This window comes from Streptomyces lincolnensis, assembly GCF_001685355.1.
GTDB classification, from domain to species: Bacteria; Actinomycetota; Actinomycetes; order Streptomycetales; family Streptomycetaceae; genus Streptomyces; species Streptomyces lincolnensis.
The window spans coordinates 917,495-942,715 of the sequence record NZ_CP016438.1; the positions used below are offsets into that span (position 1 = coordinate 917,495).

24 protein-coding genes are annotated in these 25,221 nt (G+C 72.5%); 8 read left to right on the plus strand and 16 right to left on the minus strand.

Features of this window, described 5'->3' with window-relative positions; genetic code table 11:
• Positions 1 to 12: 12 nt before the first annotated feature.
• From SLINC_RS04090 to SLINC_RS04110, 5 genes are all read right to left on the minus strand, one after another.
• Entirely contained in the window at positions 13 to 804 is a 792-nt protein-coding gene (locus SLINC_RS04090) for an MBL fold metallo-hydrolase (protein WP_067426824.1), read from the minus strand.
• A 65-nt stretch (positions 805 to 869) separates the two neighbouring features.
• On the minus strand, positions 870 to 1,661 hold the full coding sequence (locus SLINC_RS04095; protein WP_067426828.1) for an alpha/beta hydrolase: 792 nt from the start codon (positions 1,659 to 1,661) through the stop codon (positions 870 to 872).
• Positions 1,662 to 1,672: 11 nt separating this feature from the next.
• Positions 1,673 to 2,509, minus strand: coding sequence for an alpha/beta fold hydrolase (locus SLINC_RS04100; RefSeq protein WP_067426833.1), 837 nt, complete (start codon positions 2,507 to 2,509; stop codon positions 1,673 to 1,675).
• A 79-nt stretch (positions 2,510 to 2,588) separates the two neighbouring features.
• A complete protein-coding gene (locus SLINC_RS04105) occupies positions 2,589 to 3,413 on the minus strand; it encodes an alpha/beta fold hydrolase (protein ID WP_067426837.1) in 825 nt (274 codons plus the stop codon).
• Positions 3,414 to 3,506: 93 nt separating this feature from the next.
• Complete coding sequence (locus tag SLINC_RS04110) at positions 3,507 to 6,251, minus strand: AAA family ATPase (protein ID WP_067426843.1); 2,745 nt, start codon at positions 6,249 to 6,251, stop codon at positions 3,507 to 3,509.
• 244 nt (positions 6,252 to 6,495) lie between these two features.
• Between SLINC_RS04110 and SLINC_RS04115 the strand changes: the two genes are divergently transcribed.
• Entirely contained in the window at positions 6,496 to 7,551 is a 1,056-nt protein-coding gene (locus SLINC_RS04115) for a helix-turn-helix domain-containing protein (RefSeq protein ID WP_225988236.1), read from the plus strand.
• 62 nt (positions 7,552 to 7,613) lie between these two features.
• On the opposite strand, the gene SLINC_RS04120 is transcribed toward SLINC_RS04115, so the two are convergent.
• The gene (locus tag SLINC_RS04120) at positions 7,614 to 8,240 is read right to left on the minus strand and encodes a TetR/AcrR family transcriptional regulator (protein ID WP_067426849.1); all 627 of its coding nucleotides are present in this window, start codon (positions 8,238 to 8,240) and stop codon (positions 7,614 to 7,616) included.
• 133 nt (positions 8,241 to 8,373) lie between these two features.
• Between SLINC_RS04120 and SLINC_RS04125 the strand changes: the two genes are divergently transcribed.
• On the plus strand, positions 8,374 to 9,135 hold the full coding sequence (locus SLINC_RS04125; protein ID WP_067426852.1) for an SDR family NAD(P)-dependent oxidoreductase: 762 nt from the start codon (positions 8,374 to 8,376) through the stop codon (positions 9,133 to 9,135).
• A gap of 39 nt (positions 9,136 to 9,174) precedes the next feature.
• Here SLINC_RS04125 and SLINC_RS04130 read toward each other — a convergent pair whose 3' ends face one another.
• A complete protein-coding gene (locus tag SLINC_RS04130; RefSeq protein ID WP_067426859.1) occupies positions 9,175 to 9,876 on the minus strand; it encodes a glycoside hydrolase family 75 protein in 702 nt (233 codons plus the stop codon).
• Positions 9,877 to 10,246: 370 nt separating this feature from the next.
• Here SLINC_RS04130 and SLINC_RS04140 point away from each other — a divergent pair, with 370 nt between their 5' ends.
• Both SLINC_RS04140 and SLINC_RS04145 read left to right on the plus strand, forming a co-directional pair.
• On the plus strand, positions 10,247 to 11,248 hold the full coding sequence (locus tag SLINC_RS04140; protein WP_067426865.1) for a fibronectin type III domain-containing protein: 1,002 nt from the start codon (positions 10,247 to 10,249) through the stop codon (positions 11,246 to 11,248).
• A 182-nt stretch (positions 11,249 to 11,430) separates the two neighbouring features.
• Complete coding sequence (locus SLINC_RS04145; protein WP_067426868.1) at positions 11,431 to 11,970, plus strand: hypothetical protein; 540 nt, start codon at positions 11,431 to 11,433, stop codon at positions 11,968 to 11,970.
• A 67-nt stretch (positions 11,971 to 12,037) separates the two neighbouring features.
• Here SLINC_RS04145 and SLINC_RS04150 read toward each other — a convergent pair whose 3' ends face one another.
• From SLINC_RS04150 to SLINC_RS04165, 4 genes are all read right to left on the minus strand, one after another.
• Positions 12,038 to 12,358 (minus strand): DUF6191 domain-containing protein, encoded by a 321-nt coding sequence (locus SLINC_RS04150; protein ID WP_067426871.1) that lies wholly within the window; start codon positions 12,356 to 12,358, stop codon positions 12,038 to 12,040.
• A gap of 40 nt (positions 12,359 to 12,398) precedes the next feature.
• Positions 12,399 to 12,950, minus strand: coding sequence for a PadR family transcriptional regulator (locus tag SLINC_RS04155; protein ID WP_067426874.1), 552 nt, complete (start codon positions 12,948 to 12,950; stop codon positions 12,399 to 12,401).
• Between the two features lie 39 nt (positions 12,951 to 12,989).
• Complete coding sequence (locus SLINC_RS04160) at positions 12,990 to 15,005, minus strand: NADPH-dependent 2,4-dienoyl-CoA reductase (RefSeq protein WP_067426877.1); 2,016 nt, start codon at positions 15,003 to 15,005, stop codon at positions 12,990 to 12,992.
• A gap of 127 nt (positions 15,006 to 15,132) precedes the next feature.
• Complete coding sequence (locus SLINC_RS04165) at positions 15,133 to 15,501, minus strand: hypothetical protein (protein ID WP_067426879.1); 369 nt, start codon at positions 15,499 to 15,501, stop codon at positions 15,133 to 15,135.
• 143 nt (positions 15,502 to 15,644) lie between these two features.
• Between SLINC_RS04165 and SLINC_RS04170 the strand changes: the two genes are divergently transcribed.
• Positions 15,645 to 15,863, plus strand: a complete 219-nt coding sequence (locus tag SLINC_RS04170; protein ID WP_067426882.1) for a hypothetical protein — start codon at positions 15,645 to 15,647, stop codon at positions 15,861 to 15,863.
• 98 nt (positions 15,864 to 15,961) lie between these two features.
• Here SLINC_RS04170 and SLINC_RS04175 read toward each other — a convergent pair whose 3' ends face one another.
• The 3 genes from SLINC_RS04175 to SLINC_RS04185 all read right to left on the minus strand — a co-directional run bounded on the left by SLINC_RS04175 (position 15,962) and on the right by SLINC_RS04185 (position 18,738).
• Positions 15,962 to 16,270, minus strand: a complete 309-nt coding sequence (locus SLINC_RS04175; RefSeq protein WP_067426884.1) for a DUF3040 domain-containing protein — start codon at positions 16,268 to 16,270, stop codon at positions 15,962 to 15,964.
• A gap of 119 nt (positions 16,271 to 16,389) precedes the next feature.
• On the minus strand, positions 16,390 to 17,658 hold the full coding sequence (locus SLINC_RS04180; protein ID WP_067426886.1) for a cation:proton antiporter: 1,269 nt from the start codon (positions 17,656 to 17,658) through the stop codon (positions 16,390 to 16,392).
• A 207-nt stretch (positions 17,659 to 17,865) separates the two neighbouring features.
• Positions 17,866 to 18,738: a hypothetical protein gene (locus SLINC_RS04185; RefSeq protein WP_067426894.1), complete on the minus strand. Its 873-nt coding sequence runs from the start codon at positions 18,736 to 18,738 to the stop codon at positions 17,866 to 17,868.
• A gap of 263 nt (positions 18,739 to 19,001) precedes the next feature.
• Between SLINC_RS04185 and SLINC_RS04190 the strand changes: the two genes are divergently transcribed.
• Both SLINC_RS04190 and SLINC_RS47875 read left to right on the plus strand, forming a co-directional pair.
• Positions 19,002 to 21,077 carry a SpoIIE family protein phosphatase gene (locus tag SLINC_RS04190; protein ID WP_067426897.1) on the plus strand — a complete coding sequence of 692 codons (2,076 nt, stop codon included), beginning with the start codon at positions 19,002 to 19,004 and terminating at the stop codon, positions 21,075 to 21,077.
• 154 nt (positions 21,078 to 21,231) lie between these two features.
• On the plus strand, positions 21,232 to 21,966 hold the full coding sequence (locus SLINC_RS47875) for a DUF5666 domain-containing protein (RefSeq protein WP_067426899.1): 735 nt from the start codon (positions 21,232 to 21,234) through the stop codon (positions 21,964 to 21,966).
• 32 nt (positions 21,967 to 21,998) lie between these two features.
• Here the strand turns inward: SLINC_RS47875 and SLINC_RS04200 are convergent, their stop codons facing one another.
• Positions 21,999 to 23,252, minus strand: coding sequence for an MFS transporter (locus tag SLINC_RS04200; protein WP_067426902.1), 1,254 nt, complete (start codon positions 23,250 to 23,252; stop codon positions 21,999 to 22,001).
• Positions 23,253 to 23,401: 149 nt separating this feature from the next.
• Between SLINC_RS04200 and SLINC_RS04205 the strand changes: the two genes are divergently transcribed.
• The gene (locus tag SLINC_RS04205) at positions 23,402 to 24,322 is read left to right on the plus strand and encodes a LysR family transcriptional regulator (RefSeq protein WP_067426905.1); all 921 of its coding nucleotides are present in this window, start codon (positions 23,402 to 23,404) and stop codon (positions 24,320 to 24,322) included.
• Here SLINC_RS04205 and SLINC_RS04210 read toward each other — a convergent pair.
• Positions 24,212 to 25,213: a LysR family transcriptional regulator gene (locus SLINC_RS04210; protein WP_079164397.1), complete on the minus strand. Its 1,002-nt coding sequence runs from the start codon at positions 25,211 to 25,213 to the stop codon at positions 24,212 to 24,214. The two genes, SLINC_RS04205 and SLINC_RS04210, sit on opposite strands and share 111 nt — an antisense overlap.
• Positions 25,214 to 25,221: the final 8 nt, after the last annotated feature.

The following is a 25,221-nucleotide window of genomic DNA, read 5'->3' on the forward strand; positions in this document are numbered from 1 at the left end:
GCGTGTTGTCGGTCAGGTGCTGATGTCCGTGAGGGTTCCGGCGGGAAGCCAGCGGAAGCGGTTGCGGATGTCGGCCGGGGCGCGGGCGAGTTCGTCCTCGATGGCGTCGCGCCCTTCACGGAAGTGGTGCCATCCCTCGTAGTGGACGGGGATGGCGGTCAGCGGCAGCAGCAGACGGCACAGTTCGACGGCGTGGGCGGCCGTCATGGTGTAGCGGATCGGGCCGGTGACGGGGAACCGTACACCGCCGAGGTGCAGCAGCGCGGTGCCCACGTGCAGGCGCCGGGCCACCTGCCGGACGCCGTCGTACAGGACGGTGTCCCCGGAGATCCACAGCGCGCCGTGCCGCTGGCCTTCCCATGTCAGTGCGAACCCTGTCACCTGGCCGGTCAACAGTCGTGACAGCGGTGGGCCGTGGCGGGCGGGTGTGGCGGTGATGTCGATCGTCGGGCGGTCCGGGGCGTGGAGGCGGGTCGTCTGCCAGGGGGTGAGGCCACGGGTGTTTCCGCCGAGGCGCCGGGCCGCGGCGGGGGTGGTGATGACGGTGCCGGCGGTCTGGAGCAGGGTGCGTCCGGTGGTGTCGAGGTTGTCGCCGTGGTGGTCGTGGCTGAGCAGGATGGCGTCGATCGGGGGCAGGTCGGTGGCGGCGAGGGCGGGACCGGTGAGCTTGCGGGAGGATGTGCCCCAGCCGAAGGGGTAGGTGCGGCCGGGGGGATCGAACGTGGGGTCGGTCAGCAGCCGCCAGGCGCCGATTTCGATCAGGGTGGTCGGGCCGCCGATGTGGGCGATGCGGACATCGCTCATGCGGGATTCCTTCCGGGGCCCGGGACGGGCGGTTCTGTCCCGGGCCCGCAACTGGCGGGTGTGGGTCAGGAGTGGCCGAGCGCCCATTCGAGGGCGTGGTCGGCGACTTCCTCCCAGCCGTCCTGGGCCGGCATCAGGTGGGAGCGTCCTGGGTATTCGACGATCTCGGTCACGGTGTTCGACTTGTAGTGCTTGGCGTTGGACCGCTGGATCTTCGGCGGCATCAGGTGGTCGTTCTCGCCGGCGATGAACAGCAACGGCGCGCGGTCGTCGTTGTGGTAGTCGACGTAGGAGTCGGCGTGGCCGGGGTGGATGTTGGCCAGCGCGCTGCCCCAGAAGACGTGGCCGGAGGCGGGAACGTGGTAGCGCTCGTAGGTCGCCTTCGCCTGGTCTTCGGGGAAGGTGTTGGTGAAGGCGTAGCGCCACTGGTCGTAGGTGAATCCGACGGCCTTGTGCCGGTTGGCGGGGTTCTTCAGTACCGGGAACGTCGCTTTGACCTGTGACAAGGGTACGCCGGCGACGCCTTCGGTGGGAGCGGAGTTCATCGCGACTCCGCAGGCGCCGTAGCCGTGGTCCAGGAGGATCTGGGTGAACACCCCGCCCGCGGAGTGCCCCATGAGGATCGGCGGGCCGTCGAGACCGTCGATCAGCTTCTCCAGCGACGAGATGATCGCGGGGACGGTGAGCCGCTCGATGGGTGTGGGGTCGGCGTTGAGGGCCTCCACCTCCGCCTCGAAGCCGGGATAGGCGGGTGCGAGGACCCGGAAGCCCTTGGCCTGGTAGTGGGCGGTCCACTGCTCCCAGCTGCGGGGCGTGACCCAGAAGCCGTGGATGAGGACGATCGTGTCGGGTTTCACGGGTGTGCCCTTCAACGGGTGGCGGTGTGGGCGGCCTTGATGACGCCGGCGGCGGCTTTCGGGTGGGAGATCATGACAACGTGCGAGGAGCGGATCTCGGTCACCTTGCTGCCGGCCCGCTTGGCCATGAACCGTTGGGCGGCGGGCGGGATGACCTTGTCCTGGGTCGGGATCAGATACCAGGAGGGGATGGTTTTCCAGGCGGGCGCGCCGCTCGGGCCGCTGAGCCCCTCGACCGAGCCGGGGCGCTGGGTGGCGGCCATGAGACGCGTCTCGGCGGCGGGCAGATCGGCCGCGAACACCGCCCGGAACTTCTCCGGCGCGATGTAGCCGTCGGTGCCCGGGCCACCGGGCAGCGGATAGGGGCGCGGGATGAGCGCGGTACCCAGTTCGCTGCCGGGGAACTGCTGCGCCAGTTGCAGCGCGCTCTCGCCCTCGTCGGGTGCGAACGCCCCCAGGTACACCAGGGCCTTGACGCCTGCGTGGCCGCGGGCGGCGTTGGTGATGACGATGCCGCCGTAGGAGTGGGCGGCCAGGATCACGGGGCCGGTGATGGTGTCCAGCACGCTGGAGATGTACGCGGCGTCGCCCGCGGTGTCCCGCAGCGGGTTGGCCGGCGCGATCACCGGAAATCCGCTCTGCTGCAACAACCCGATGGTGGCGTTGAAGCCGGAGGCGTCGGCGAACGCGCCGTGCACGAGGACGACCGTCGGTTTGCCTCCGCCGCCCGAACGGGCGGTGTCGGCGGAGGCGGCCGACGCGGGGGTGGGGGCGCCGATGAGAGTGGCGGCGCCGGCCGCGAGCGCCCCGCCGAGGACGCGGCGGCGCGGATGATGACCGGGATTCATGACGAGGCTCCTTCTGAGGCGGGCATGGCTGTGCAGGGCCGTGCGGGAACCGCGTGCCGGGACTCGGTGCGGCGCCGGCTCAGGAGTTGAGGAATTCCAGCAGGTCGGCGCCGAGTTGGTCCTTGTGGGTGTCGGTGATGCCGTGCGGGGCGCCCGGGTACACCTTCAGCGTCGCGTTCTTGATGCGGGCGGCCGACGCCTTGCCGCCGACGTCGAAGGGCACGACCTGGTCGTCGTCGCCGTGGATGACCAGCGTGGGCACGTCGATGGCGTCCAGGTCGGTGCGGAAGTCGGTGGCGGAGAAGGCCGCGATGCACTCGTAGGCGCCTCGGTGCCCGGCCTGCATGCTCTGGAGCCAGAAGGCATCCCGGACGCCCGGGGAGACATCGGCGCCGGGCCGGTTGTTGCCGAAGAACGGCCCGTCGGCCAAGTCGTGGTAGAGCTGCGAGCGGTCGGCGAGCGATCCGGCCCGGATCGCGTCGAACGTCTCGATCGGGACGCCGCCGGGGTTGTCGTCGGTCCTGAGCATGAACGGCGGTACGGCGGAGACGAGTACGACCTGGGCGAGCCGGGCGGTGCCGTGCCGGCCGACATAGCGGGCGACCTCGCCGCCGCCGGTGGAGAAGCCGACCAGGGTGGCGTCACGCAGATCCAGGGTGTCGATGAGCGTGGCCAGGTCGTCGGCGTAGGTGTTCATCTCGTTGCCGTTCCACGTCTGGGTGGAGCGGCCGTGGCCGCGCCGGTCGTGCGCGATGACGCGGTGGCCGTGGGTGGCCAGGAACAGCTGCTGGGCCTCCCAGCTGTCGGAGTTCAGCGGCCAGCCGTGGCTGAGGACGACGGGGCGGCCCGTCCCCCAGTCCTTGTAGTGGATCTGGGCACCGTCGGACGCGGTGACGAAAGGCATGGTCTTCTCCCGACCGAGGGGATCGTTGCGACCGTCTGATGGTTCGCCGGCCCGGCGGGCCCCCGCACCACGTGCGGCACGTAGCGGGCGCGGTCACGCTCGTAGGGCCCGGGCGAGCCGGCGCCGGGAGGGCACGTCGAGTTTCCGGAACACCTTGCGCAGGTGGTAGTCGACGGTGCTGGCGCTGATGATCAGCTGGGTGGCGATCTCGGCGTTGGTCGCGCCCTCCGCCGCCAGGTGGGCGATCTTCAGCTCCTGGGAGGTCAGTGGCTCCCGTGTTCCTTCGGGAGCCTGGGACAGGTGCTCGCCGGTTGCGGCCAGTTCCCGGGCGGCACGCGAGGCGAAGGCGTCGGCGCGCATGGCGTGGAACATGCCCAGAGACGTCCGCAGCGGCGCCCGTGCGTCCTTGCGGCGCCTTCGCCGGCGCAGCCATTCGCCGTACAGCAGGTGGGCGATGGCCAGATCGGCCTCGGCGCTCGTGCCGGACAGCAGATCGATGGCCCGCCGGTACAGCGGCTCGGCCTCACTCGCCCCGGCGAGCAGGGCCTGGGAGCGGGCGAGCAGACCCAGAGCCCACGGCGTGCCCGCGGCCGTCGCCCGGGCGGCCAGGATGTGTAAGGCCGCGGTGGCCAGAGTGCGGTCACCGCAGCGGATGCCCACTTCGATGATCGAGGGCAGGTGCCGGGAGTGCAGGCCCAGCACGTCCTGCCGCATGAGCTCCTGCGCCACCGGGTGGGCCATGGTGTAGGTGCCGCTTCCCAGGGCCAGGACCAGCACGCCGCTGTGCGCGATGGACTCCATCGCTCCGTTGCCGAGAGCCTGTGCGTCCTTGAGCGCCTGGTGCAGCGCCTCTCGCACGCCGTCGTCGGCTGCGTGCCAGGCCAGCAACTCGGCGTTCTGGTAACGCTGCCACTGGGTGGTGGGGGTCCCCAGCGCCACCCGGAGCTGCTGGTCGTCGGCCTCCAGGGCGTCGGCCTTCGCCAGGTGTCCCAGTGTGGTCTCGGCCATGGCGGCGCAGAAGAGGATCGCGTTGAGATGTCGCAGGGCTCCGCACCGCCGGGCGATGCGATCGGCACGCTCCAGCAGGGCGGTACGGGCTTCCTGGTCCCACAACAGGGTGGAGAACCAGGCGCCCAGCTGATAGCCGCCCATGACCACGTCGTCGGGTGTACCCGGGTCGAGCAGCGCCTTCAGGGCCTTGTGCAGGTAGGGAGCGGCCTGTTCATAGCCGTCGGCGGCCAGGACGGCGAAGGCGCGCAGCAGTTCGTCGATGGCGGTCGGCGGCCCGGATGCCGTAAGGGAGTCCCACGCGTGCGCGATCTCGGCAGCCGTAGTGGCCGGGGCCCGGTGTCGTGCGGTGAACGCCCACTGGGCGGCGTGCAGCAGTGCCTGGCGCCGGAGACCGGGCTCCTGTTCCCCGAACGCCGCCGCGGCGGCCAGGCACAGGGCCGACGCCCGCGCGTGGGAATCGGGCTCGCCCAGGCCGTCGAGGACACCGGCCTGCACCAGCAGCGCCCGGGCTTGCGCCACGTCGCTCAGGAGGCCGGTGTCGACGGCCTCCAGCAGCAGCTCGGCCCGCAGCGGGGCTCCGGCGGTGACGGCGGCCTCGGCCGCGGCGAGGAGCCGCCCGGCACGGACAGCGCCGTCCGGTGACAGCTCCGCCGCCCGGGTCAGGAAGGTCGCCCGCGCCGCATGTCCCCCGCGGGTCGCGGCCCGGTCGGCCGCACGCTCCACCTCGTCCGCCACCGCAGCATCACACCCTGGCACGGCGGCAGCGAGATGCCAGGCACGCAGATCACGGTCGGCCGGCCGGTCCGTGACCTCGGCCAACGCCCAGTGCGCACGGCGCTGTTCCACGCTGGTGGCGCCCCCGTAGACGGCCGAGCGCACCAGCGGATGCCGGAACTCCACGACGGTGCGCACCCCCACCAGCCCCTCGGCTTCAGCCGGGCCCGACGCGTCCGCCCCGATCTCCAGCAGGTGCGCCGCACGCGCGAGGTAGCCGAGGTCACCGCTCGGTTCGGCGGCGGCGAGCACCAACCACGCACGCGTCGCATCGGGCAGTCCGCGAACCCGCTGGAGGTAGCGCTCCTCCAGCCGGCTGCCCACCGGCAGGGGCTCGGGCAGGGCCAGCGAACCGGCGAGGTGCTCGGCCGAGAGCTCCCGGCCGAGGTCGTTCAGCGCCAGGGGGTTGCCGCCTGTCGCCGCAACGATGCGGGCTCCGACCACGGGGTCGAGCGGGCCGGCCGCCACCGACCGCAGCAACTCCAGCGCGTCCGTCTCCGCCAGGCCGACGACCGGCATGACGGGCAGGCCGGGCGGGACGTCGAAACCGGCACGGGCGGCGAAGACGAAGCCGACTCCCTCGGCATGCAGCCGGCGGCCCACGAAGGCCAGTACCTCCAGGGAGTCCCGGTCGAGCCGGCAGGCATCGTCGACACAGCACAGCAGCGGACGCCGCTTGGCCTTCTCCGCGAGAAAGGCCAACAGGGCAAGCCCCACCGGAAAACGGTCCGCGGGAGGTCCGTCCGCCAGACCGCAGGCAACCTGAAGCGCCTCACGCTGGAGCGGAGACAGCGCATCCCCTTCCTTCAACTCGTCCTGGAACGGGATGAGCAGCCGCTGGAGGGCGGCGAACGCGAACCCCGCTTCTGCCTCGACTCCGGCCACCCGCAGGACCCGGAGGTCCGCCGCCTCGGCGATCGCGTAGTCGATCAGTGCGCTCTTGCCGATCCCCGCGTCGCCTTGCAGAAGGACGACGCCACTCAGTCCCTGACGCAGGTCCGCGATCAGGAGATCCAGTTGTCTGCGCTCATCGGACCGGCCTTGGAAGGCCATACCCAGCACCCCTCGCCGCGCGTCGAGTAGCCGGGGCACCGCACAGGCCCGTCCTCCCTGCCGCACCCCGTAGTTGTGAAGGACCTGTGTGGGAGCGTGGCACGGGCGCCATAGGTCGGCTTGACCCTGCCCGCCAGGGCATGTCCCCTGTGCGCCACGGCCCCGACCGCACACGACCCGTGCACCTGCCGCATCGCGAGCCACAGGAGACGTGTACGCATGCCCGTGTTGTGTGCATGCATCTTTGCCCGGAGAGCTTCACACGGCGGACACTTGCGCCCTGGGCGGCGACCTGGCGCTGCCCGGCAGGGGAGGCATGGTGCTCGTCCTCGACACAGGCGATCTCCCGGTCGGTGACCGGATCGCGGCATTCGAAGCGGTGGCCGCGGGTGAGGGCGGCGTCTCCTCCGTCCAGGAGGAGGAGCCCGGGGGCACGGTCTGGAAACGACTCGAACTCTGGCACCTCGGCCCGCTGACGCTCTTCCACACCCAGGGCACAGGGATGCGCATCTCCCGCTCGCTCCGGCAGGCGCGGCGCGATGCGATGGACACCGTCGCGATCAATATTCATCGTCAGGGAGCCGGCGGTTTCGCCTGGACCGACCATCGGCAGCGCATCGGCCCGAACAGCGCGACCATGCAGCACATGCCCGCCGGGTACGAGTACTGGTGGTCCGGCCTCGGCAGCACGCTGGCCCTGATGTTCGACACCGAACGCCTCAGCCTGCCCGAAGAGACGATCCGCGCCTCGATCCCGACGCTCGAACACAGCCCCATCGGACGGCTGTTGATCCATCACGTGCACGGCCTGCACGGCATCGCCGACCGGATCAACACGGGTCCCGAAGCCGACGCCCTCGCCTCCGCCACCGTGGAACTCGCCCGGGCCTGGGTGGTGTCCGTCGCCGGCGACGACCCCACCCGCCGGGCAGTCGCCAGGGAAACCCTCCTCACCCGGGTCCTGGCCTACGCCCGCGCCCACCTGAGGGAACCCGACCTCACCCCTCAAAGGATCGCCTGGGCGCACAACACGTCCGTGAGGACGCTGTACCGGCTGTGCGAGGACGGCGGGCTCAGCCTCGAAAAGTGGATCATCCGCCGCCGGTTGGAAGGCGCCCGCAGCGACCTAGCGGCCCCCGGGCATGCGCACCGCACGATCGACGCCGTCGCCCGCAGCTGGGGCTTCACCAACCCCACGTTCTTCTCCCGCCGTTTCCGCCAGACCTACGGCACCACTCCCAGCCAATGGCGAAGACTCTCCCAGCAGGGCCGAGTCCTGTCCCCGCAAGACGATCCGTGACCGAACTCCCCGGCCCGAGCACGGCTCCGAGGCCGTCGTCACGTGAGTCGCCACCTGAGTCGTCACGTGAGTCCTTCCGCCGCGACGGCCAGTGCCGAGCGCAGAGTTCCCGTCAGTTCGGCCTCCGCCGTCGCGGTGTCGCCGGGCGCTTCGGCGGTGCGCCAGGCGTGGTGCTCCACGGCCGCGCGCAGGGCGGCATTGAGCATGGCCGCCCGGACGGTCGGCCCGAGGTCGTCGGCGGGGAGCCCGGACCGTTCGGCCAGGGCGCGGGCGAACACCGGCTCGGCCTCGTCGTAGGTCTGGAGCCAGACGGAGCGCAGGCCGGGCTCGGTGCGGGTCAGCCGGACCAGGTCCCCGATCGTGGCCCGGTCGAACAGGCCCTCGTGCGCGAACCCCCCGTCGAAGAGCTCCTCCAGGGGCTGCCCGGGGAGCCAGGCGCGCAGGAGGGCGGCGATCGCGTCGATGCCCTCGGAGAACAGCGGTCGTACGCAGCTCTCCTTGCTCGGGAAGTACCGCCACACGGTCCGCGCGGAGACGCCGGCCGCCTCTCCGATCTGCTCACCGGTGGTCGCCGTGACGCCCTGGGCCACGAACAGGTCCACGGCGGCCCGGGCGATCTCCAGCCGTATCTCGGCCTTGCGCTCCTCGGTGAGGGGCGGTCGCCCCGTGCGTCCGCGCGCTGCGGTCATCGGTTCCTCCGGCTGGCTGGCCTGCGCTCCCGGAATTCTCCCCCACCACTTTATGTCACTGAGCGACATTAAGTCGTAGGGTGGGCGCACACACCGGGCAGGGAGCCCGTGGAACGACGGACGGGAGCACCTCATGGCCGGCGGAGCAGAAGGACGCAGTGTCATCGTCACGGGGGCGGGCTCGGGCATCGGCCGCTCCACCGCCCTCGCCTTCGCGGCCCAGGGCGACAGAGTCGTGGTGGCCGACCTGAACGCGGAGGGCGCCCGGAAGGTCGTCGAGGAGATCGAGGCGGCGGGCGGCACCGCCGTGGCCGTCACCGGGGACCTCAGCGAGCAGGCGGTCGTCGACGAGGTGACCAGGACCGCCGTGGAGCGTTTCGGCGGAGTGGACGTCCTGGTCAACAACGCCGGGATCATGGACCGTATGTCGGCGCTGGCGGACGTGAGCGACGCGGAGTGGGAGCGGGTCCTCCGGGTCAATCTCACCGCGCCGTTCCTGCTCACCCGGGCGGTGCTGCCGCACATGCTGGCGGCGGGCGGGGGCGCCATCGTGAGCACCGCGTCCGAGGCCGGACTGCGCGGCAGCGCGGCGGGTGCCGCGTACACGGCCTCCAAGCACGGGCTCGTGGGGCTGACCAAGAACCTCGCGGTGATGTACCGCAAGCAGGGCATCCGCGCGAACGCCGTCGCCCCCGGCGGCACGGCGACCGCCATCGCCGTGGACGCCGACCGGGAGGCGCACGGCCCGGCCGCGCTCGGCCCGCACTTCGTCAACCTCGGCCGGCTGGCCCAGCCCGAGGAGCAGGCCGCCGCGATCGTGTTCCTCGCCTCGGAGGCGGCGAGCAACATCAACGGCGTGATCCTGCCGGTGGACGACGGCTGGGCGGCGGTCTGACCCGCCCGCGGGCCGCTCCCGCACTCCCTCGCCCCGGGTTCACCCGCCGCGTACGAACCTGCGGGCCAGCCGCTCCCCCATCGTCACCGCACCCTCGCGGTCCTCGATGGGGGTGACCCGGGTGTCCTTGAAGACGATGTAGGTGACACCGGAGGCGGTGCCGCCGCCGCGCGGGTCGGGACGGATGCCGAGGGCCTTGGCGGCGGCGTAGGACGCCTCGCCGATGATGGCGCGGGGGCCGACGTCGCCGACGACCGCGTACCGGACCCGGTCGCGGTGGACGACGGCCACGACCGAGCCGCCCCGGACGCCGCTCGCGCGGTAGTCCCAGCGGCGACTCGGGGCGGGCACCACGACGTAGGGGAGCCGTTCGGCGGCCAAGTAGCGGCCGTCGGACTGCTGGAAGGCCGTGGCGCCGGTGAAGAGCGGGTCGGTGCGGCGGTTGCAGTGGCGTCCGGGCCGGCCGTCGCAGTCGATGTCCATGTCGGCCTTCCAGAACACCGCGTCCCGGGTGCCGCAGACCGGGATCGTGGCGGGCCTGCCGCTGTCGCTGCGGTAGCGGCCGCGCGAGACGGGGGCGCAGTCACGCACCTTGGCCAGCAGGTCGGCGGCCCGCACCGGGCCCGTGTGCCGCACGACCGGGTCCCCGTGGGCCAGTTGCCCGGCGCCGGGGGCGGGCAGCGTGGTCGGGGCGAGCAGCGCGACTCCTGCCGCGGCCAGCGTCAGGGACTGAACACGCACGATAAGAGACCCTCTCCTGGGCGGCACTGACGGACACTCAGCCCAATCTGGTGCCACCGGGATCACGCGGCCACCGTTAGGGGGCCGGACGGTGCACGCCCAGGAACTCCCGACGGGGGCCGGGAGCCTGAGTCCGTATCAGATCCAGGCTCCCGGCCACTCGCGACGGCGCGGCGACAGCGACGACAGCGGTCCGCGCCCACGGCTCGAACTCCCCAGCCCTCCAGGAGAGTTCGGCCGCGAAGAGCTTCAGCATACGTAACCCGGGCCACCGGTTCGCAACGACCGCCCTCTTGATGTGATCGCACCCACCGCGCCATATTGGTCCGGACCTTTACCGTGTGCCGTCCGCCTTCGGGAAGACAGAACCGTGCGACACGTCCCCCCTCCCGTCCCCCCACTCCCCCTACGGCGCCACCTCGCGCTCTGCGGCGTGCTCGTCCTCGTCGCCTCCTGCGGCTGGAGCGCCGCCGACGAGGGCGGGAGCGGTGGAGCGCCCGGCGCACCCCTGGGCGTCACCGCCACCGCGGGCAGCGCGACCAGCGTGCACGTCATGTGGAACGCGGTCACCGCGAGCGCGGGCATCGATGTCTACGAGGTGTATCGCGGCACCACGAAAGTGGAGGAAGTGCCCGGTTCGCGGCACATGGCGGACGTCATCGGGCTCAGGCCGTCCACCCCGTACGTCTTCAGCGTGCGGGCCCGTGACACCGACGGCCGCCTCGGCCCCGGCAGCCGGGAGGTCCGGGCGACCACTCCGGCGGCCGGCACCGCGGACGCCTCCGCGCCGACGCGCCCGGCAGGGCTGCGGGCCAGGGCCGTCGGGAGCCGGGCGGTCCAGCTGTCCTGGTCCGCGTCCTCGGACGACCGGGGTGTGGTGTCGTACGACATCCACCAGGCCGGGACGAAGATCCACAGTGTGGGCGGGGCTCAGCGGGCGGCCGTGGTGACCGGGCTGCGGCCCGGTACCCGGTACTCCTTCACCGTGCGCGCCCGCGACGCCGCCGACAACGTCTCGCCCGCGAGCGCACCGGCCCCTGTGACCACCCCCGGCGCGGACGACGGACGGGACACCGCCCCCACCGGCTTCCGGGCGACGACCCACCGCGCCGACGGCGCCTTCCACATGGACCTCTCCTGGGTGCCGCCCCGCACGGACGGCGTGGTCGCGGAGTACCAGATCCACCTCGACGGCCGCCCGGCCACCTCGCTCGTCTACGGCGGATCCGCGCCGGGCGGCCGGGAGGCGACCCACAGCTTCCATCTGGGGCCGGACACCGGAGTCACCCACCGGGTGCGGATCCGGGCGAGGCTGCCCGACGGCACCTGGGGCGGGTTCTCGGCCGAGCGGACGGTGACGACCGGGCCGTAGGAGACGGCCGCAGGAGAGGGGGCCGGTGTGCGCCGGACGTGGGGCCCGTCACCTGCACGGGTGCGGTCCGCATGCGGTCCGGGCTCCGGGCACGTTGGCTTTGCCTGAGGCAGCACGGGCGTTCCCCGACCTTCGGCGGCGCAAGGGATGTACCGCCAACCGTGCCGCCGGAGGGCACCCCGATGCACACTTTCCAGCCACTCTTCCGCTCCTGCCTGACCGTGGCCGCCGCCGCGCTTCCGCTGACCCTGACCGCCGGGCAGGCCGCGGCCGCTTCGGGGATCTCCGTCAGCACCAACGGGAGCACGGTCTCGGTCACGACCAGCGCGTGCACGAGCAACAACAACGGCTTCGGCAGGGCCTCGCTGCTCACCAGCAGTCAGGCGAACTTCGCGCAAGGGCGCCAGGCCGATCTGGCGGGCACCAACAGCACGCAGACGGCCCTGTGGTCCAACGTGAGTCCCGGGACGTACACCGTGATCGTGGTCTGCACCAGCACCGGGCAGACCGCGGGCACCCAGTCCGTCATCGTCTCCGGGGCCGCGACCCCCACGATCTCCGCCACGGCCTCGCCCTCGCGCGGTGTCATGGGCGGATTCGGCGGCGGCACGAAGGACTACGGCACGCTCACGATGGCGGCCGGCGGCGGCCTGGTGGCGGCGGGCGCCCTGGCGACCGTGATGGTCCTGCGCCGCCGACGCACCAAGCCCTACCGGCTCTGACGCGGGCGCGTCCCGACGGGCCCGGCGCCGCCCTGTCCCAGGGCGTGGATGTGGTCGGGCGGCACTCCTACCGCTCGGGGCGCGGCATCCGTACGACCGCCGTTCCCGAAGTCAGGTCCACCGTCGTCCGGTTCGGCGGGGCCCCGTCGTCCTCGTTGTCCGGCATGACCAGCGACGACTGCCGTTCCTTCAACTCGTGCTGCTTACCCGGCGAGAGGCTCGCATGGAGTTGTTCGAAGCCGGTCGCTGATATCTGCCCCTGACGTGCGCTGTTCCGCCACGGCAGCGCTCCGGCCCGCCCCGCGCGCAACAGCAACTGGTCGACGAAGGCCAGCAGGGTCAGCGCGATGACCAGCCCGGGCAGGGTCATGAAGAAGACGAACTGCATGGCGCCAGTATTGGGGCCGCGGCCTGCGGACGTACATGCCCTAGCGGCGCGGGTCCGTGGGCAGGTCGGCGAACTCCTCCAGCGCGCGGGTCAGCCACTGGGTCCAGAAGGTCTCCAGGTCGATGCCGGCCTGGAGTACGAGGTGCCGCAGACGGTCCTCGGGGCTGTCCTTGCCGGGCGGGAAGTCGCGCTTCTCGATCTCCTCGTACTCGGCCAACTGCTGCCGGTGCAGGTCGAGATGGCGGCGCAGATCGGCCTCGATGCCGTCGGTGCCCACCACGGCCGCCGCCCGCAGCCGCAGCAGCATCACGTCCCGCAGCGGCTTGGGGTCCTGGGAGGCGGCGCTCCAGCGGGCCAGTTCGGCGCGGCCCGCGGGCAGGACCTCGTAGCTCTTCTTCTGCCCGCGGGTCGGCTGCTCCGCTGCAAGGGTGCGGATAAAGCCCTCCGCCTCCAGTTTTCCCAGCTCGCGATAGATCTGCTGATGCGTCGCCGACCAGAAGTAGCCGATCGACCGGTCGAACCGGCGAGTCAGCTCCAGTCCCGAGGACGGCTTCTCCAGGAGGGCGGTGAGGATCGCGTGCGGGAGTGACATGAAGTCATCCTAGGGACGGGGCAGAAGCCCCCAATGGCCCTAGAGGGCGGCCGCGACCTCGGTGCCCTGCTTGATGGCACGCTTGGCGTCCAGTTCGGCGGCGACGTCGGCGCCCCCGATCAGGTGCGCGCTCACGCCTGCGGCCACCAGCTCCTCGTACAGGTCACGGCGCGGCTCCTGTCCCGTGCACAGCACGACGGTGTCGACCTCCAGGACGGTGCTGTCGTCGCCGACGGTGACGTGCAGGCCGGCGTCGTCGATGCGGTCGTAGCGCACGCCCGGGACCATGGCCACGCCGCGGTGCTTGAGCTCGGCGCGGTGGATCCAGCCGGTGGTCTTGCCGAGGCCCGCGCCGACCTTGGTGGTCTTGCGCTGGAGCAGGTGCACGGTACGCGGCGGGGCGGGCCGCTCGGGGGCGGTGAGGCCGCCGGACGCGGTGTAGTCCATGTCGACGCCCCACTGACGGAAGTACGTCTCGGGGTCCTCGCTCGCCTTGTCGCCGCCGTCCGTCAGGAACTCGGCGACGTCGAACCCGATGCCGCCCGCGCCGAGGACGGCGACGCGGTCCCCGACGGGGGCGCCGTCGCGCAGGACGTCGAGGTATCCGACGACGCTCGGGTGGTCGACGCCGGGGATGTCGGGGGTGCGCGGGGTGACGCCGGTGGCGACGACCACCTCGTCGTAGCCGGACAGGTCCGCGGCGGCCACCCAGGTGTTCAGGCGGACGTCCACGCCATGGGTGTCGAGCTGGTGGCGGAAGTAGCGCAGGGTCTCGTCGAACTCCTGCTTGCCGGGGACCTTGCGGGCGACGTTGAGCTGTCCGCCGACCTCGCTCGCGGCGTCGAACAGGGTCACCTCGTGGCCGCGCTCGGCGGCCGACACCGCACAGGCAAGGCCCGCCGGGCCCGCGCCCACGACCGCCACGCGCTTGCGCCGCCGGGTCGGGGAGAGCACCAGCTCGGTCTCGTGGCAGGCGCGCGGGTTGACCAGGCAGGAGGTGATCTTCCCGGAGAACGTGTGGTCCAGGCAGGCCTGGTTGCAGCCGATGCAGGTGTTGATCGCCTCGGGCGTGCCGGCGGCGGCCTTGGCGACGAAGTCGGGGTCGGCGAGCATCGGGCGGGCCATCGACACCATGTCCGCGCAGCCGTCGGCGAGCAACTCCTCAGCGATGTCCGGGGTGTTGATGCGGTTGGTGGTGACCAGCGGGAGGGACACCTCGCCCATCAGCTTCTTGGTGACCCAGGTGTAGGCGCCGCGCGGCACGGAGGTGGCGATGGTGGGGATCCGGGCCTCGTGCCAGCCGATGCCGGTGTTGATGATCGTCGCCCCGGCGGCCTCGACGGCCTTGGCGAGCGTGATCACCTCGTCGAGCGTGGAGCCGCCCGGGACGAGGTCCAGCATGGACAGCCGGTAGACGATGATGAAGTCCTCGCCCACGGCCTCGCGCACCCGGCGGACGATCTCGACGGGGAAGCGCATGCGGTTCTCGTAGGAGCCGCCCCAGCGGTCGGTGCGCCGGTTGGTCTGGAGAGCGATGAACTCGTTGATCAGGTAGCCCTCGGAGCCCATGATCTCGACGCCGTCGTAGCCGGCCTGCCGGGCGAGCCGGGCGGCGCGGACGTAGTCGTCGATCGTGCACTCGACGTCGGCGTCGGTGAGCTCGCGGGGCGGGAAGGGGCTGATGGGCGCCTGGAGGGGGCTCGGGGCGACGAGGTCCTGGTGGTAGGCGTACCGGCCGAAGTGCAGGATCTGCATGGCGATCCGGCCACCGTCGCGGTGCACGGCCTCGGTGATCACCCGGTGCTGCTCGGCCTCCGCGTCGGTGGTGAGCTTGGCACCGCCCTCGTACGGCCGTCCCTCGTCGTTGGGCGCGATGCCGCCGGTGACGATCAGCCCCACTCCCCCGCGTGCCCGCGCCGCGTAGAACGCCGCCATCCGCTCGAAGCCGTTCTCGGCCTCCTCCAGGCCGACGTGCATCGAGCCCATGAGGACGCGGTTGGGCAGCGTGGTGAAGCCCAGGTCGAGCGGGGTCAGCAGATGGGGGTAGCGGCTCATCGGGCCCTCCGTGCACGGCGGTGTCGTCCTCTTGTTGTAGAGGACCGCGTGAGCCTTATGCAACTAGTTGCATAAACCTGGAGGGGTGATGCCTGCCACTCAGCCCGCCCTTACCTCCTGTACCTCCTCACCTGCTCTCGAGCCGTACGTGCAGCTCCTTCTCCTGGTCGCCGGAGGCCGTCGACAGGTCGTGCACGGAGAACAGGGAGTCCAGCGTGGTGCGGAACCGGTCGATCGCCCAGTAGCCGCCCTGCACGTCGGCGATGACGGAGGAGGACAGCCGGGCGGGACCGGCGCCCTCGTGCGCCTCGGCGACGTCGAAAGTGCCGAGCCACACGGTGGGGCGCGTCGTGGAAAGTTCCTCGGGTACGTCCTCGGCGCACCGGTCGGACGTGAAGCACGAACACAGGGCGTCGAACACGATCCGGGCGTCGTCCTTGCTGCATCCGCTGATCTCCACCGAGACGGATTCCGGGTGCGGTCGCTGACCGTCCATCGTGATCGCTCCTCTCGTGGCCGCGGCGCGGTACCACGGACCCGCCGCGAAACCGCCTCACTCCCCAGAGAACCACCGCCTCCGGCGAAGCACTACCGGCGGGAAGAGCTGCGTTGCGGCCCGGTACGGCGCATGGTGGTGCTATGGACGAGGATCCGCCCGTGGTCGTGCTCGCCCCCGCGTCGGACGGCGGGCGGCAGGTGATGGTCCGCGGTGAGCGCGCGGGCGTCGCGTACAACTTCTTCGACGTGCTGGAACTGGTGCACCAGGCGGGCCTGCCCGCCGAGGACACCGCCGTCGACGACCCCCACCTCATCGAGTGGCGGGGCGGCGGGCCCTACGACTGGAACGGGACCGCGTAGTCGCCCCTGACGGCGTCGGGGGTCGCCCCTTCCGGCATCGCGCGGTCACCCCTTCGGCCGTACGCACACCGTCCGGATGCGACTCCGGCGCCCGGACGTCACCCGCAGGGCCCCTGGGCGGATCCCCGCTGCTCCTCGCAGGACCCCCGGCACCCGCGGTGGGGGTCCAGCAGCTCCACGGCGACGCCGCACAACACCAGGCCCGTGGCGATCAGCAGCCCGTCGGACAGCACCACGCCCGTCGTCAGGACGACCACGGCGACGGCCAGCGTCCACCAGGCGCCGGTACGCCGGTACTCGCGGGGCCGGGCCGGGCGGCCGTCCCTGAAGGCGGCGGCGAACCGGGGGTCCTCGCGTGCCAGGTGCGCTTCGAGATCGAGCAGGCGTTCGTCGTCGGACTGGGCCACAGTCCCTCCTCTCCGCGACTTCCGCGCGTGCTCACTTTCCGTCGCCTTCCTGATGCTGCCCGTGGGGACGGCGCGCGACGCGTCCCACGGCGCACCGGCGGCGCCGGTCCGGAAGCGGCCTAGCGGTCCGCCTCCACCGGTACCGGTGTGGCCGGCGAGCGCGGGGAGTCGCTCTCCGGTTCCGGCGTCGGAGTGGTCGTGGCGCCTTGGCGGGAGAGCCTGGCGCGTCCGGAGCGGAGTGCGCGGGCCAGCAGGTGGGCGCGGCCGGCGGCGACGGGGCCGAGGACGGCGAGGACCAGGACGTAGCCCGCGATGAACGGGGCGAGGCGTGCGTCGAGCCCCGCGCTGGTGGCCATGGCGGCGAGGATCAGGGCGAACTCGCCGCGGGCCAGGAGTGTCGTGGCGATGTCGGCGGCGGGCTCCGAGCCGTAGCCGTACAGGCGGGCGACGAGCAGTCCCGCGGCCACGTTCATGACGATCGTCAGGGCGGCCGCGGCGGCGACGGGCCCGGCGACGGAGGCCACGACGCCGGGGTCGATGGCCAGCCCGAAGGCGAAGAAGAAGATCGCCGCGAAGGCGTCGCGCAGCGGGTGCACCAACTCCCGGATGCGCGGCCCGGACGGAGTGCCGCCCAGGATCAGGCCCACCATGAAGGCGCCTATCGCGTCGGCCACGCCGAGGACTTCGGAGACACCGGCGACCAGGACCGCGGCGCCGAGGAAACTGATGACCAGAAGTTCGTTGTCGCGGACCTGGACCAGCCGGCCGATCCAGCGGGTGCCGTAGCGGGCCGCGGCGGCCAGCACGAGCAGGAACCCGAACGCCTTGCCCGCCTGGAGGAGCACCTCCCCGGCGCCCTGCGCCCCGCTGATGACCGGTTGCAGGGCCGCGAGATACAGCGCCAGGAAGATGTCCTCGACCACGATCACGCCCAGGATCAGCCGTGTCTCCGGGCGGCCGATGCGGCCCAGGTCGATGAGGATCTTGGTGACGATGGCGGACGAGGAGATGCCGAGGACGCCGGCCAGGACGAGTGCCTCCCGCGCTCCCCAGCCCAGGGCGAAGCCGAAGCCGAGGCCCGCTCCGACGTTCAGGAGCAGATAGACCCCGCCCGCTGCCGCCAGGCGCCGGCCGCCGCTCTTGAGGTCGTCGAGATGGAACTCCAGGCCCAGGTAGAACAGCAGCAGCACCAGCCCGAGCGCGGAGAGCATCTCGAAGTCGTGCGCGTCCTCGACCAGTACCAGGCCCGGGGTGTGCGGGCCGAGCAGGATGCCGGCGAGCATGAACAGCGGGATCGTCGGCAGCCCGATCCGGCCGCCGAGACGGGCGAGGAACGCGGCGGCGAGGAAGGCGCCGCCCATGGCGAGCAGGGTGTCAGCGTGTCCCACGGGTCACCGCCTTCGACCGCGTCGGGGTCAGGACGTACAGGACTTCACGGGGGTGGATGCGGTTTCTCCTTCGTCGGGAGGGGATCCAGGTCTCCCTGTCACCGTCGCACCCCGGGGGCCGGCCCCACCATCGGTGACAACACTCATTTCGGGCCCGTGATCCCGGCGGTCGGCGGCCCCGCCCCCCGTCGACAGAGTCCGCTCCCGTCAACTCCGGGTGAAGCGATACGTCTTGCTGTCCGTCAGGACACAGAAGCCCGGTGACAGGACGATGACCCGAAGGGTGCCGGTGCGCCGGTCGTAGTCGATGCCCTCCGTCTCGAAGGTGCCGGAGCACGAGCTGCGCAGCGGAAGTTGACGCAGGGCGGTGACGTGGCCCGTGACGTCGGCCGTGCCGTTCGGTTCGGCGGAGAGGTCGACCTGGAGCAGCGGCTTGGTGATGCCGAAGAGCGTGCCCGCCGGGTCGTCGGAGGAACACAGCAGCCGGGTCGCGGTGACGAAGTCGCAGCCCTGTACGTCGCGTACGGCGTGGTCGAGGCGGACCGTGGAGGCCTGCGGGAGGTTCGCCGACGGCGAGGTGCCCGGGTTCACGCCCGGGGTGGGGAAGACCAGCAGCCGGCTCATGGTGCCGTACTCGCCGGCGAGCATCCACTGCCCGCCGGGGGTGACGGCGACCCAGGAGTTGTTCCGGGCCTCGCCCGGGCCGAGGGTGTGGACGTACTCGGACCAGGTCCCGCCCGGCGCCTGGACGCGGAACATCTTCGTCGTGCCGTCGTCCCGCTGGTACGGCTCGATGTAGTGGCCGTCGTACGAGGCGTCGGGGTCGCCGATGTGGTTCCATCCCCGGCCGCTCACGCCGACGGGGATGGTGCCGATCCCGGTGTACCGGTTGGCGGCCCCCGCCGGGACCTCGACCGAGGTGAGGCCCTGGCTCTCGGTGAGCGCGTCGGCGCGGTCGGAGCCGGCCTCGGTCCAGGTGTCGGCGGCGGAGGCGGGCGGGGCCGCGGTCAGCAGGGCGGCGGCCGTGAGCGGGGCGAGGGCGGCGAGGACCGTACGGCGGCGCCGGGCGCGCAGGGGCATGGAGGCGTCTCCTCTGGGGGCTGGGGCGTGTCCGGCGGACAGTCTGGCCGCCCCAGGTGGTCATGTACAGACCAAACAGGGGAACGGTGGCTGTCGGCGGGATCACAGGCTCGCGCTGCGACTTTCCCTGACGGCCGTCACCGTGTCAGGAGATGGTGGAAGATGCGGACGGCGGCGTCGCAGACTCGGTTGAACGCGGTAGAACAAGGGGAGTCGGCACGGGGGAACGACGTGCCGTGAGAGCGGCGAAGGCGGTGCGTGGCATGAGATCAGCCGGGGTTCCCGCGCCGGAGGACGGCGAGCCGGTGCGCGGCCCGGGGCGGCCGAGCGGACTGCTCGACGAGCTCGGCGTGGCCTCCGTGGTCCTGGACACGCAGGGACGCATCGTGCTGTGGAGTCCGCAGGCCGAGGAGCTGTTCGGCTATCCGGCCCGGGAGGCCCTCGGGGAGTACGCGGCCCGGATCATGGTCCACGAACAGCACGTCGACCTGGTCGTCAAGCTGTTCTCCGATGTCATGGCCACCGGCCAGAGCTGGGCCGGCGCGTTCCCCATCCGGCGCAAGGACGGCGGCACCCGCCTGGTGGAGTTCCGCAACATGCGGCTCCTCGACGACCACGGCGACGTCTACGCGCTGGGCCTGTGCGCCGACCAGTCGACCGTACGGCGGCTGGAGCGGGACGTGGCGCTGTCGACCCGGGTGGTCGCGCAGTCCCCGATCGGCCTGGTCGTCCTGGACACCGAACTGCGGTACGTCTCCGTCAACCCCGCGCTGGAACGGATCAACGGCCTCCCGGCCGAGGACCACGTCGGGCGCACGATCCACGAGATCCTGCCGCAGATCGACGCCGACGCCGTCGAGACCGCGGCCCGTGAGGTGCTGCGCACCGGCAGACCGCTCGTCGACCAGCACACCTTCGGCCGTACGCCTGCCGATCCGGACCAGGAACACGCCTGGACCATCTCCTTCTACCGTCTGGAGGACGCGGTCGGCACCGTGCTGGGCGTGGCAGGTTCGGTGGTGGACATCACCGAACAGCACCGGGCCGCCGTCGAGGCGGAGGCCGCCCGGCGGAGGCTGGCCCTCGTCGCCGACGCCACCGCCAGGATCGGCACCACCCTGGACCTGGAGCGCACCGCCCGGGAGCTGGCGGGGGTCGCCGTGCCGGAACTCGCCGACTGCGCGGCCGTGGATCTGCTGGAGGCCGTGGTCCAGGGCAGGCCCAGCACCCTCGGACCCGCCGAGGCGGCGTTGATCCGCGCGCTCGCCGTCGAGGCGGACCGCGTCCCCGACGCGCTGCGGGCGGCCGACCCGCCCGGACAGGTGGCCCGGTACGCCGCCGACCGGCTGGTCACCGAGTGCGTGCGCAGCGGACAGCCCGTGCTGGTGGCCCGGGTGGAGGCCGAGGACCTGCCTCGCATCGCGCGCTCCCCCGAGGCGGCGAAGCTGCTGGAGCGGGCGGGCGTCCACTCCTATCTGGCCGTGCCTTTGATCGCGCGCGGCGAGGTGCTCGGCTCCCTCGACCTCAAGCGCATCCGCAATCCCGTGCCGTTCAGCGAGGACGACGTGCTCCTGGCGCGGGAGCTGGCCTCCCGTGCCGCCCTCCAGATCGACAACGCCCGCTGGTACCAGAACGCCCGCGACACCGCCCTCACCCTCCAGCGCAGCCTGCTGCCGAGCCATCCGCGGGTGACCGGCGGCCTGGAGGTGGCCTCCCGCTACCAGCCCGCGGGCGCCACCGCGGAGGTCGGCGGCGACTGGTTCGACGTGATCCCGCTGGACGGCGGCAAGACCGCGCTCGTCGTCGGTGACGTGATGGGCAGCGGTATCAACGCGGCCGCGACGATGGGCCGGCTGCGCACCGCGACGACCACCCTGGCCTCCCTCGACCTCGATCCGGCCGTCCTCCTGGAACACCTCGACCGGATCACCGAGGACCTGGACCACTCCATCGCCACCTGTGTGTACGCCGTCCACGATCCGCGGCTCGGGCAGTGCCGGATCGCCAACGCCGGACACCTGCCTCCGGCCCGGCTGCGCCCCGGCCGTCCCCCCGAGCTGCTCGACCTGCCCACCGGCGCACCGCTGGGCGTGGGCGGGGTCGCCTTCTCCACCACCACCGTCGACCTGACACCCGGCGACCGGCTCGTGCTCTACACCGACGGCCTCGTCGAGACCCGTCAGCACCCCCTCGACGAACGCCTCGACGCCCTCCTGGCCCTCCTCGACGGCCCGGACCGCCCGTTGGAGGAGGTCTGCGACCTGCTGCTGCGGACCCTGCACCAGCCGGACAACTCCGACGACGTGGCACTCCTCATCGCGCGGGTGCAGACCTCCTAGCCCGCGTGGGGCGCCCGCGTGAGGCGTCAGGGGCGGGCGTCTCGATTCACAGGAACCGATTACCGGATTCTTACCGCCCGCATCCCACAATCACAGCAAGGCGAGGCACGGCAGTGCGCCGATGCCGCAGTGCCGCGTCCGAGGGGAGCGAGCCGTGACACACGATCCGGACCAGCCGCACACCACCGGCAACGAACCACCAGAGCCGCCCACCGGGACGACGCCCCACCAGGAGGTGGTCACCGGTCCCGGTGGCGCGGAACCACGGACCACAGGGGTCCGGCGGCGCGCCTCCGCCCGCACCCGCACGGTCGTCGCGGCGACGGCAGTCGCCGTCCTGGCCGTCGGAGGCACGGTCGCCTACGCCGCCACTTCGGCGGACTCGGGCCCCTCGGCCACCGGGGCCACACCCTCCGGATCCGCGTCGGCCTCGCTGTCACCGGACGAGCGCCCGGGCGACGGACACGGCCGCGGCCCGTGGTTCGGACGCGGCGGAAACGCCGTGCACGGCGAGTCGACCGTGAAGGACCCCGACTCGGACGAGTGGGTGGTCCGGATCTGGCAGCGCGGCACCGTCGAGAAGGTGGACGGCGACCAGGTCACGGTCAAGAGCGAGGACGGCGCCGTGTGGACCTGGACCGTCGACGCGGACACACAGGTCCTCCCCGAGGGCACGTCCGGCTCGGACGCCCTCACGAAGGGAGACACGGCCTTCCTGGCCGGTACCCGCTCCGACGACGGCGACCGGACCGCCACGCGCGTCCTCACCGGCACCTGGCCCGGCACCCGGCACAAGGAGGGCGACGGCGGCTGGCTCGACAGGCTCCCGGGTCACGGCCCGCGCGACGAGCGCGGGAGCAGCCCGTCGGGGAGCGGCGCGACGACCTGAGACCGGGAGCGCCCGCCGTCCGGGCCCGGGGCTCACGCAGGACTGTCGGCCGCCACGGGTGCGTCCTCGTCCTCGTGGGTCGCCTCGCGCCGTGGCAGCAGCAGCGGTGTCGCCAGCAGAAGCAGGCCCGCCACGGCGAGGGCGGTGCGCGTGCCGGTGAGGCCGGCCAGCAGTCCCCACAGGGCCGTGAGGATCGCGGTGGTCAGCTTGCCGGTGATGGACCACGCGGTCAGGGTGCGGGCGACCCGGTCCGGCGCGGTGCGGTTCAGCCGGTGGGTGGCGAGCACCGGGTTGTACACGCCGATGCAGGTGATCAGCCCGAGTTCCACGGCCATGACGAGCACGAGTCCGGCGTTTCCGGGCCCGATGAAGACCAGCCCGATCGGCCAGCAGGCGCGCAGCGTCCCGGAGACGAGCAGCACCCGGTGCTGTCCGAAGCGGGCGACGAGCGGGCGGGACAGACGTGAGCCGATCAGGCCGCCCAGGCAGGGCACCGCGAAGGCGAGGCCGTACTGCCAGGGGGCGAAGCCCAGATCGCCGAGCATGAGGACGGCGAGCAGCGGCGCACCCACCATGATCAGGGCGTTGACCAGGACGGTGTTGAGGAACAGGGGGCGCAGGACGGGGCTGGTGAGGATGTACCGCCAGCCGTCGAGGAGGTCGCCCGCCCGGAACCGTGCCGGTGGGCCGGTGCGCACGGGCGGTGCCTCCTTGCCCCCGATCGCGCAGAGGCCCAGGGCCGACAGGAGGTAGCTGACGGCGTCGGCGACCACGGTCATCACGGGGCCGAACAGGCCGACGGCGGCCCCGCCGGCGGGCGGCCCGAGGACGGTCGCGGTCCAGGTGGTGGCCTCGAACCTGCCGTTGGCGATCAGCAGGTCCTCGTGGGGCACGAGTGTCTTGAGGAAGGATCCGGAGGCGGCGGTGAAGGTGATGTCGGCCGCCGAGACGACGACCGCCACGACCAGGAGATGGGCGAAGGTGAGCCGGTCGAGGGCGAACGCGAGGGGCACGGTCGCCATCGCGGCGAACCGGATCAGGTCCATCGCGATCATCACCGGCCGCTTGCGGCGGAACTCCACCCACGGTCCGAGCGGCACCGCCACGGCGGCCCCGACGGCGAGCCCCGCCGCCGCCAGCACGGACACATGGGTCGGCCCGGCGTGCAGCACGACGACCGCGATCAGCGAGAACGCGTCGAAGGCGAACCGGGTGCCGAAGGCGCTGACGCCGTACGCGGCCCACAGCCACCCGAACGACCGCCCCAGCGACCGTCTCTCTGCCACGTCCCGCCCCTCCCCTTCGCCCGCGCCCGACGCCCTCACGACAACGTCGCGTTGACCGCGGACATCAAAGCGGGCGGCGGGTCCGCAGATCAAACAACCGCCGGGACCGGGCAGCCACAACCGCACGTTGTACCTCTAGGGTGGCCGCCGTGGATCTCGATGCCGTACGCACCTTCGTCGCCGCCGCGGACGCCGGCCGGTTCCAGGAGGCGGCCGGCGCCCTGTCGATCACCCAGCAGGCCGTGTCGAAGCGGGTGGCCGCGCTGGAGAAGGATCTCGGGGTGCGGCTGTTCACCCGGACCGCGCGCGGTGCCCGGCTCACCATCGACGGGCAGGCGTTCCTGCCCCACGCCCGCGAGCTGCTGCGGGCCGAGGAGCGGGCCGCGGCCTCGGTACGGCCCGGGCGACGCGCCCTGCGGGTCGACGTGATCGGCCGCCGGCTGGCCCCCGCCGACCTGGTGCGCGACTTCCACCGCGCGCACCCGGGGATCGAGCTGGACGTCGTGACCCTCTTCGACGCCGACGCCGCCCTCGCGGCGGTGCGGTCCGGCACGATCGACGCGTCCTTCCGGGCCGTCACCGTGCCCGCCCGGGAGCTGCCCGACGGCATCGCGGCCCTGCGGGTGTACGACGAGCCCCTCCAGTTGGTCACCGGGCCGCAGCACGTGTTCGCCGGGGCCCGCTCCGTCCGTCCCGGGCAGCTGGCTGGGCACCGGATCTGGATGCCCGGTCTCGTCGCGGGCACCGAGTGGGCGACGTTCTACGACGATCTCGCGGCGGCCTTCGGGCTCACCATCGAGGCGACCGGCCCCCACTTCGGCACCGAACCGCTGCTGGACACCGTCGCCGACTCCGCGACCGTGGCGACCTTCGTCGGCGAGGGGACCCGCCTCGTGTGGCCCGCCGGACAGGACCTGCGGCGCATCCCCGTCCAGGATCCGACGCCGGTGTACCCGCACTCACTTCTGTGGCGCTCCGACAATCCCCATCCCGCGCTCGGCGCCCTGCGCGCCCACCTCGGCTCCGCCCGCCGTGAGGACGGGACGTGGGCGCCGCGATGGGCCCGGTAGACCGCCGTCGGGCGAGGCCGCCCGGCGAAGGTGCTCGGCCAGTGCGGCGGCGGACGCGGGGCGTTCCTTGGCGCCCCAGGCCAGCATCAGCCGGCGGTGTGCCCAGGTGTCCCGGAGGTCGCACACGTCGACCGGGGGTCCCGCGTCGAGGGCCCGGCGGGGCACGACGGCGAGCCCGACGCCCGCGGCCGCCAGGGCGACCAGGACGTTGAGGTCGGCGACGGTGGTGCGGTGCCGTGCCGCCGGGGCATGTGCTCCGAGGTTCTCCTCGATCCAGTGGCGCAGCGCGGAGTCGGCGTCGAGCCCGACGAGGGGATGTTCGGCGACCTCGCTGTAGGCCATCGCGCTCCGGCCGGCGAGGATCCCGTCGCGCTGGCCGATCACGACGAGGGGGTCGTCGCAGAGGGGTTCCAGGTCGAGCCCGCTGTCCCGGGCCTCGTTCTCCAGCACGACTCCCAGGTCCGCCGCTCCGTCGGCGAGCAGGCGCACGGTGTCGCGGCTACGGCTCTCGCGGACCGTGACGTCGGCGTCGGGATGTGCCCGCAGGAAGGAGACCAGGGTCCGCGGCACGAGCCAGTGCGTCGCGGAGCCGCCGGTCAGCAGGGCCAGCGGAGCGTCGGGCGAGCGGGTGTAGCCGGCCACCGCACTGTCGAGCCGGATCGTCCGGTCGATGACCTCCCGGGCGTGCCGGGCCAGGGTCGTCCCGGCCGGGGTGGGCCGCACGCCCCGGCGGCCGCGGACCAACAGGGCCACACCGGCGTGGTGTTCCAGGGCGCGCACCCGTGCGCTGGCCGACGGCAGGCTCAGGTGCATCCGCCGGGCGCCCGCCGTGATCGATCCCTCCGCCACGACGGCGAGGAAGAGACGCAGATCGTCCAGGTCGTAGCGCATGCCCCCGA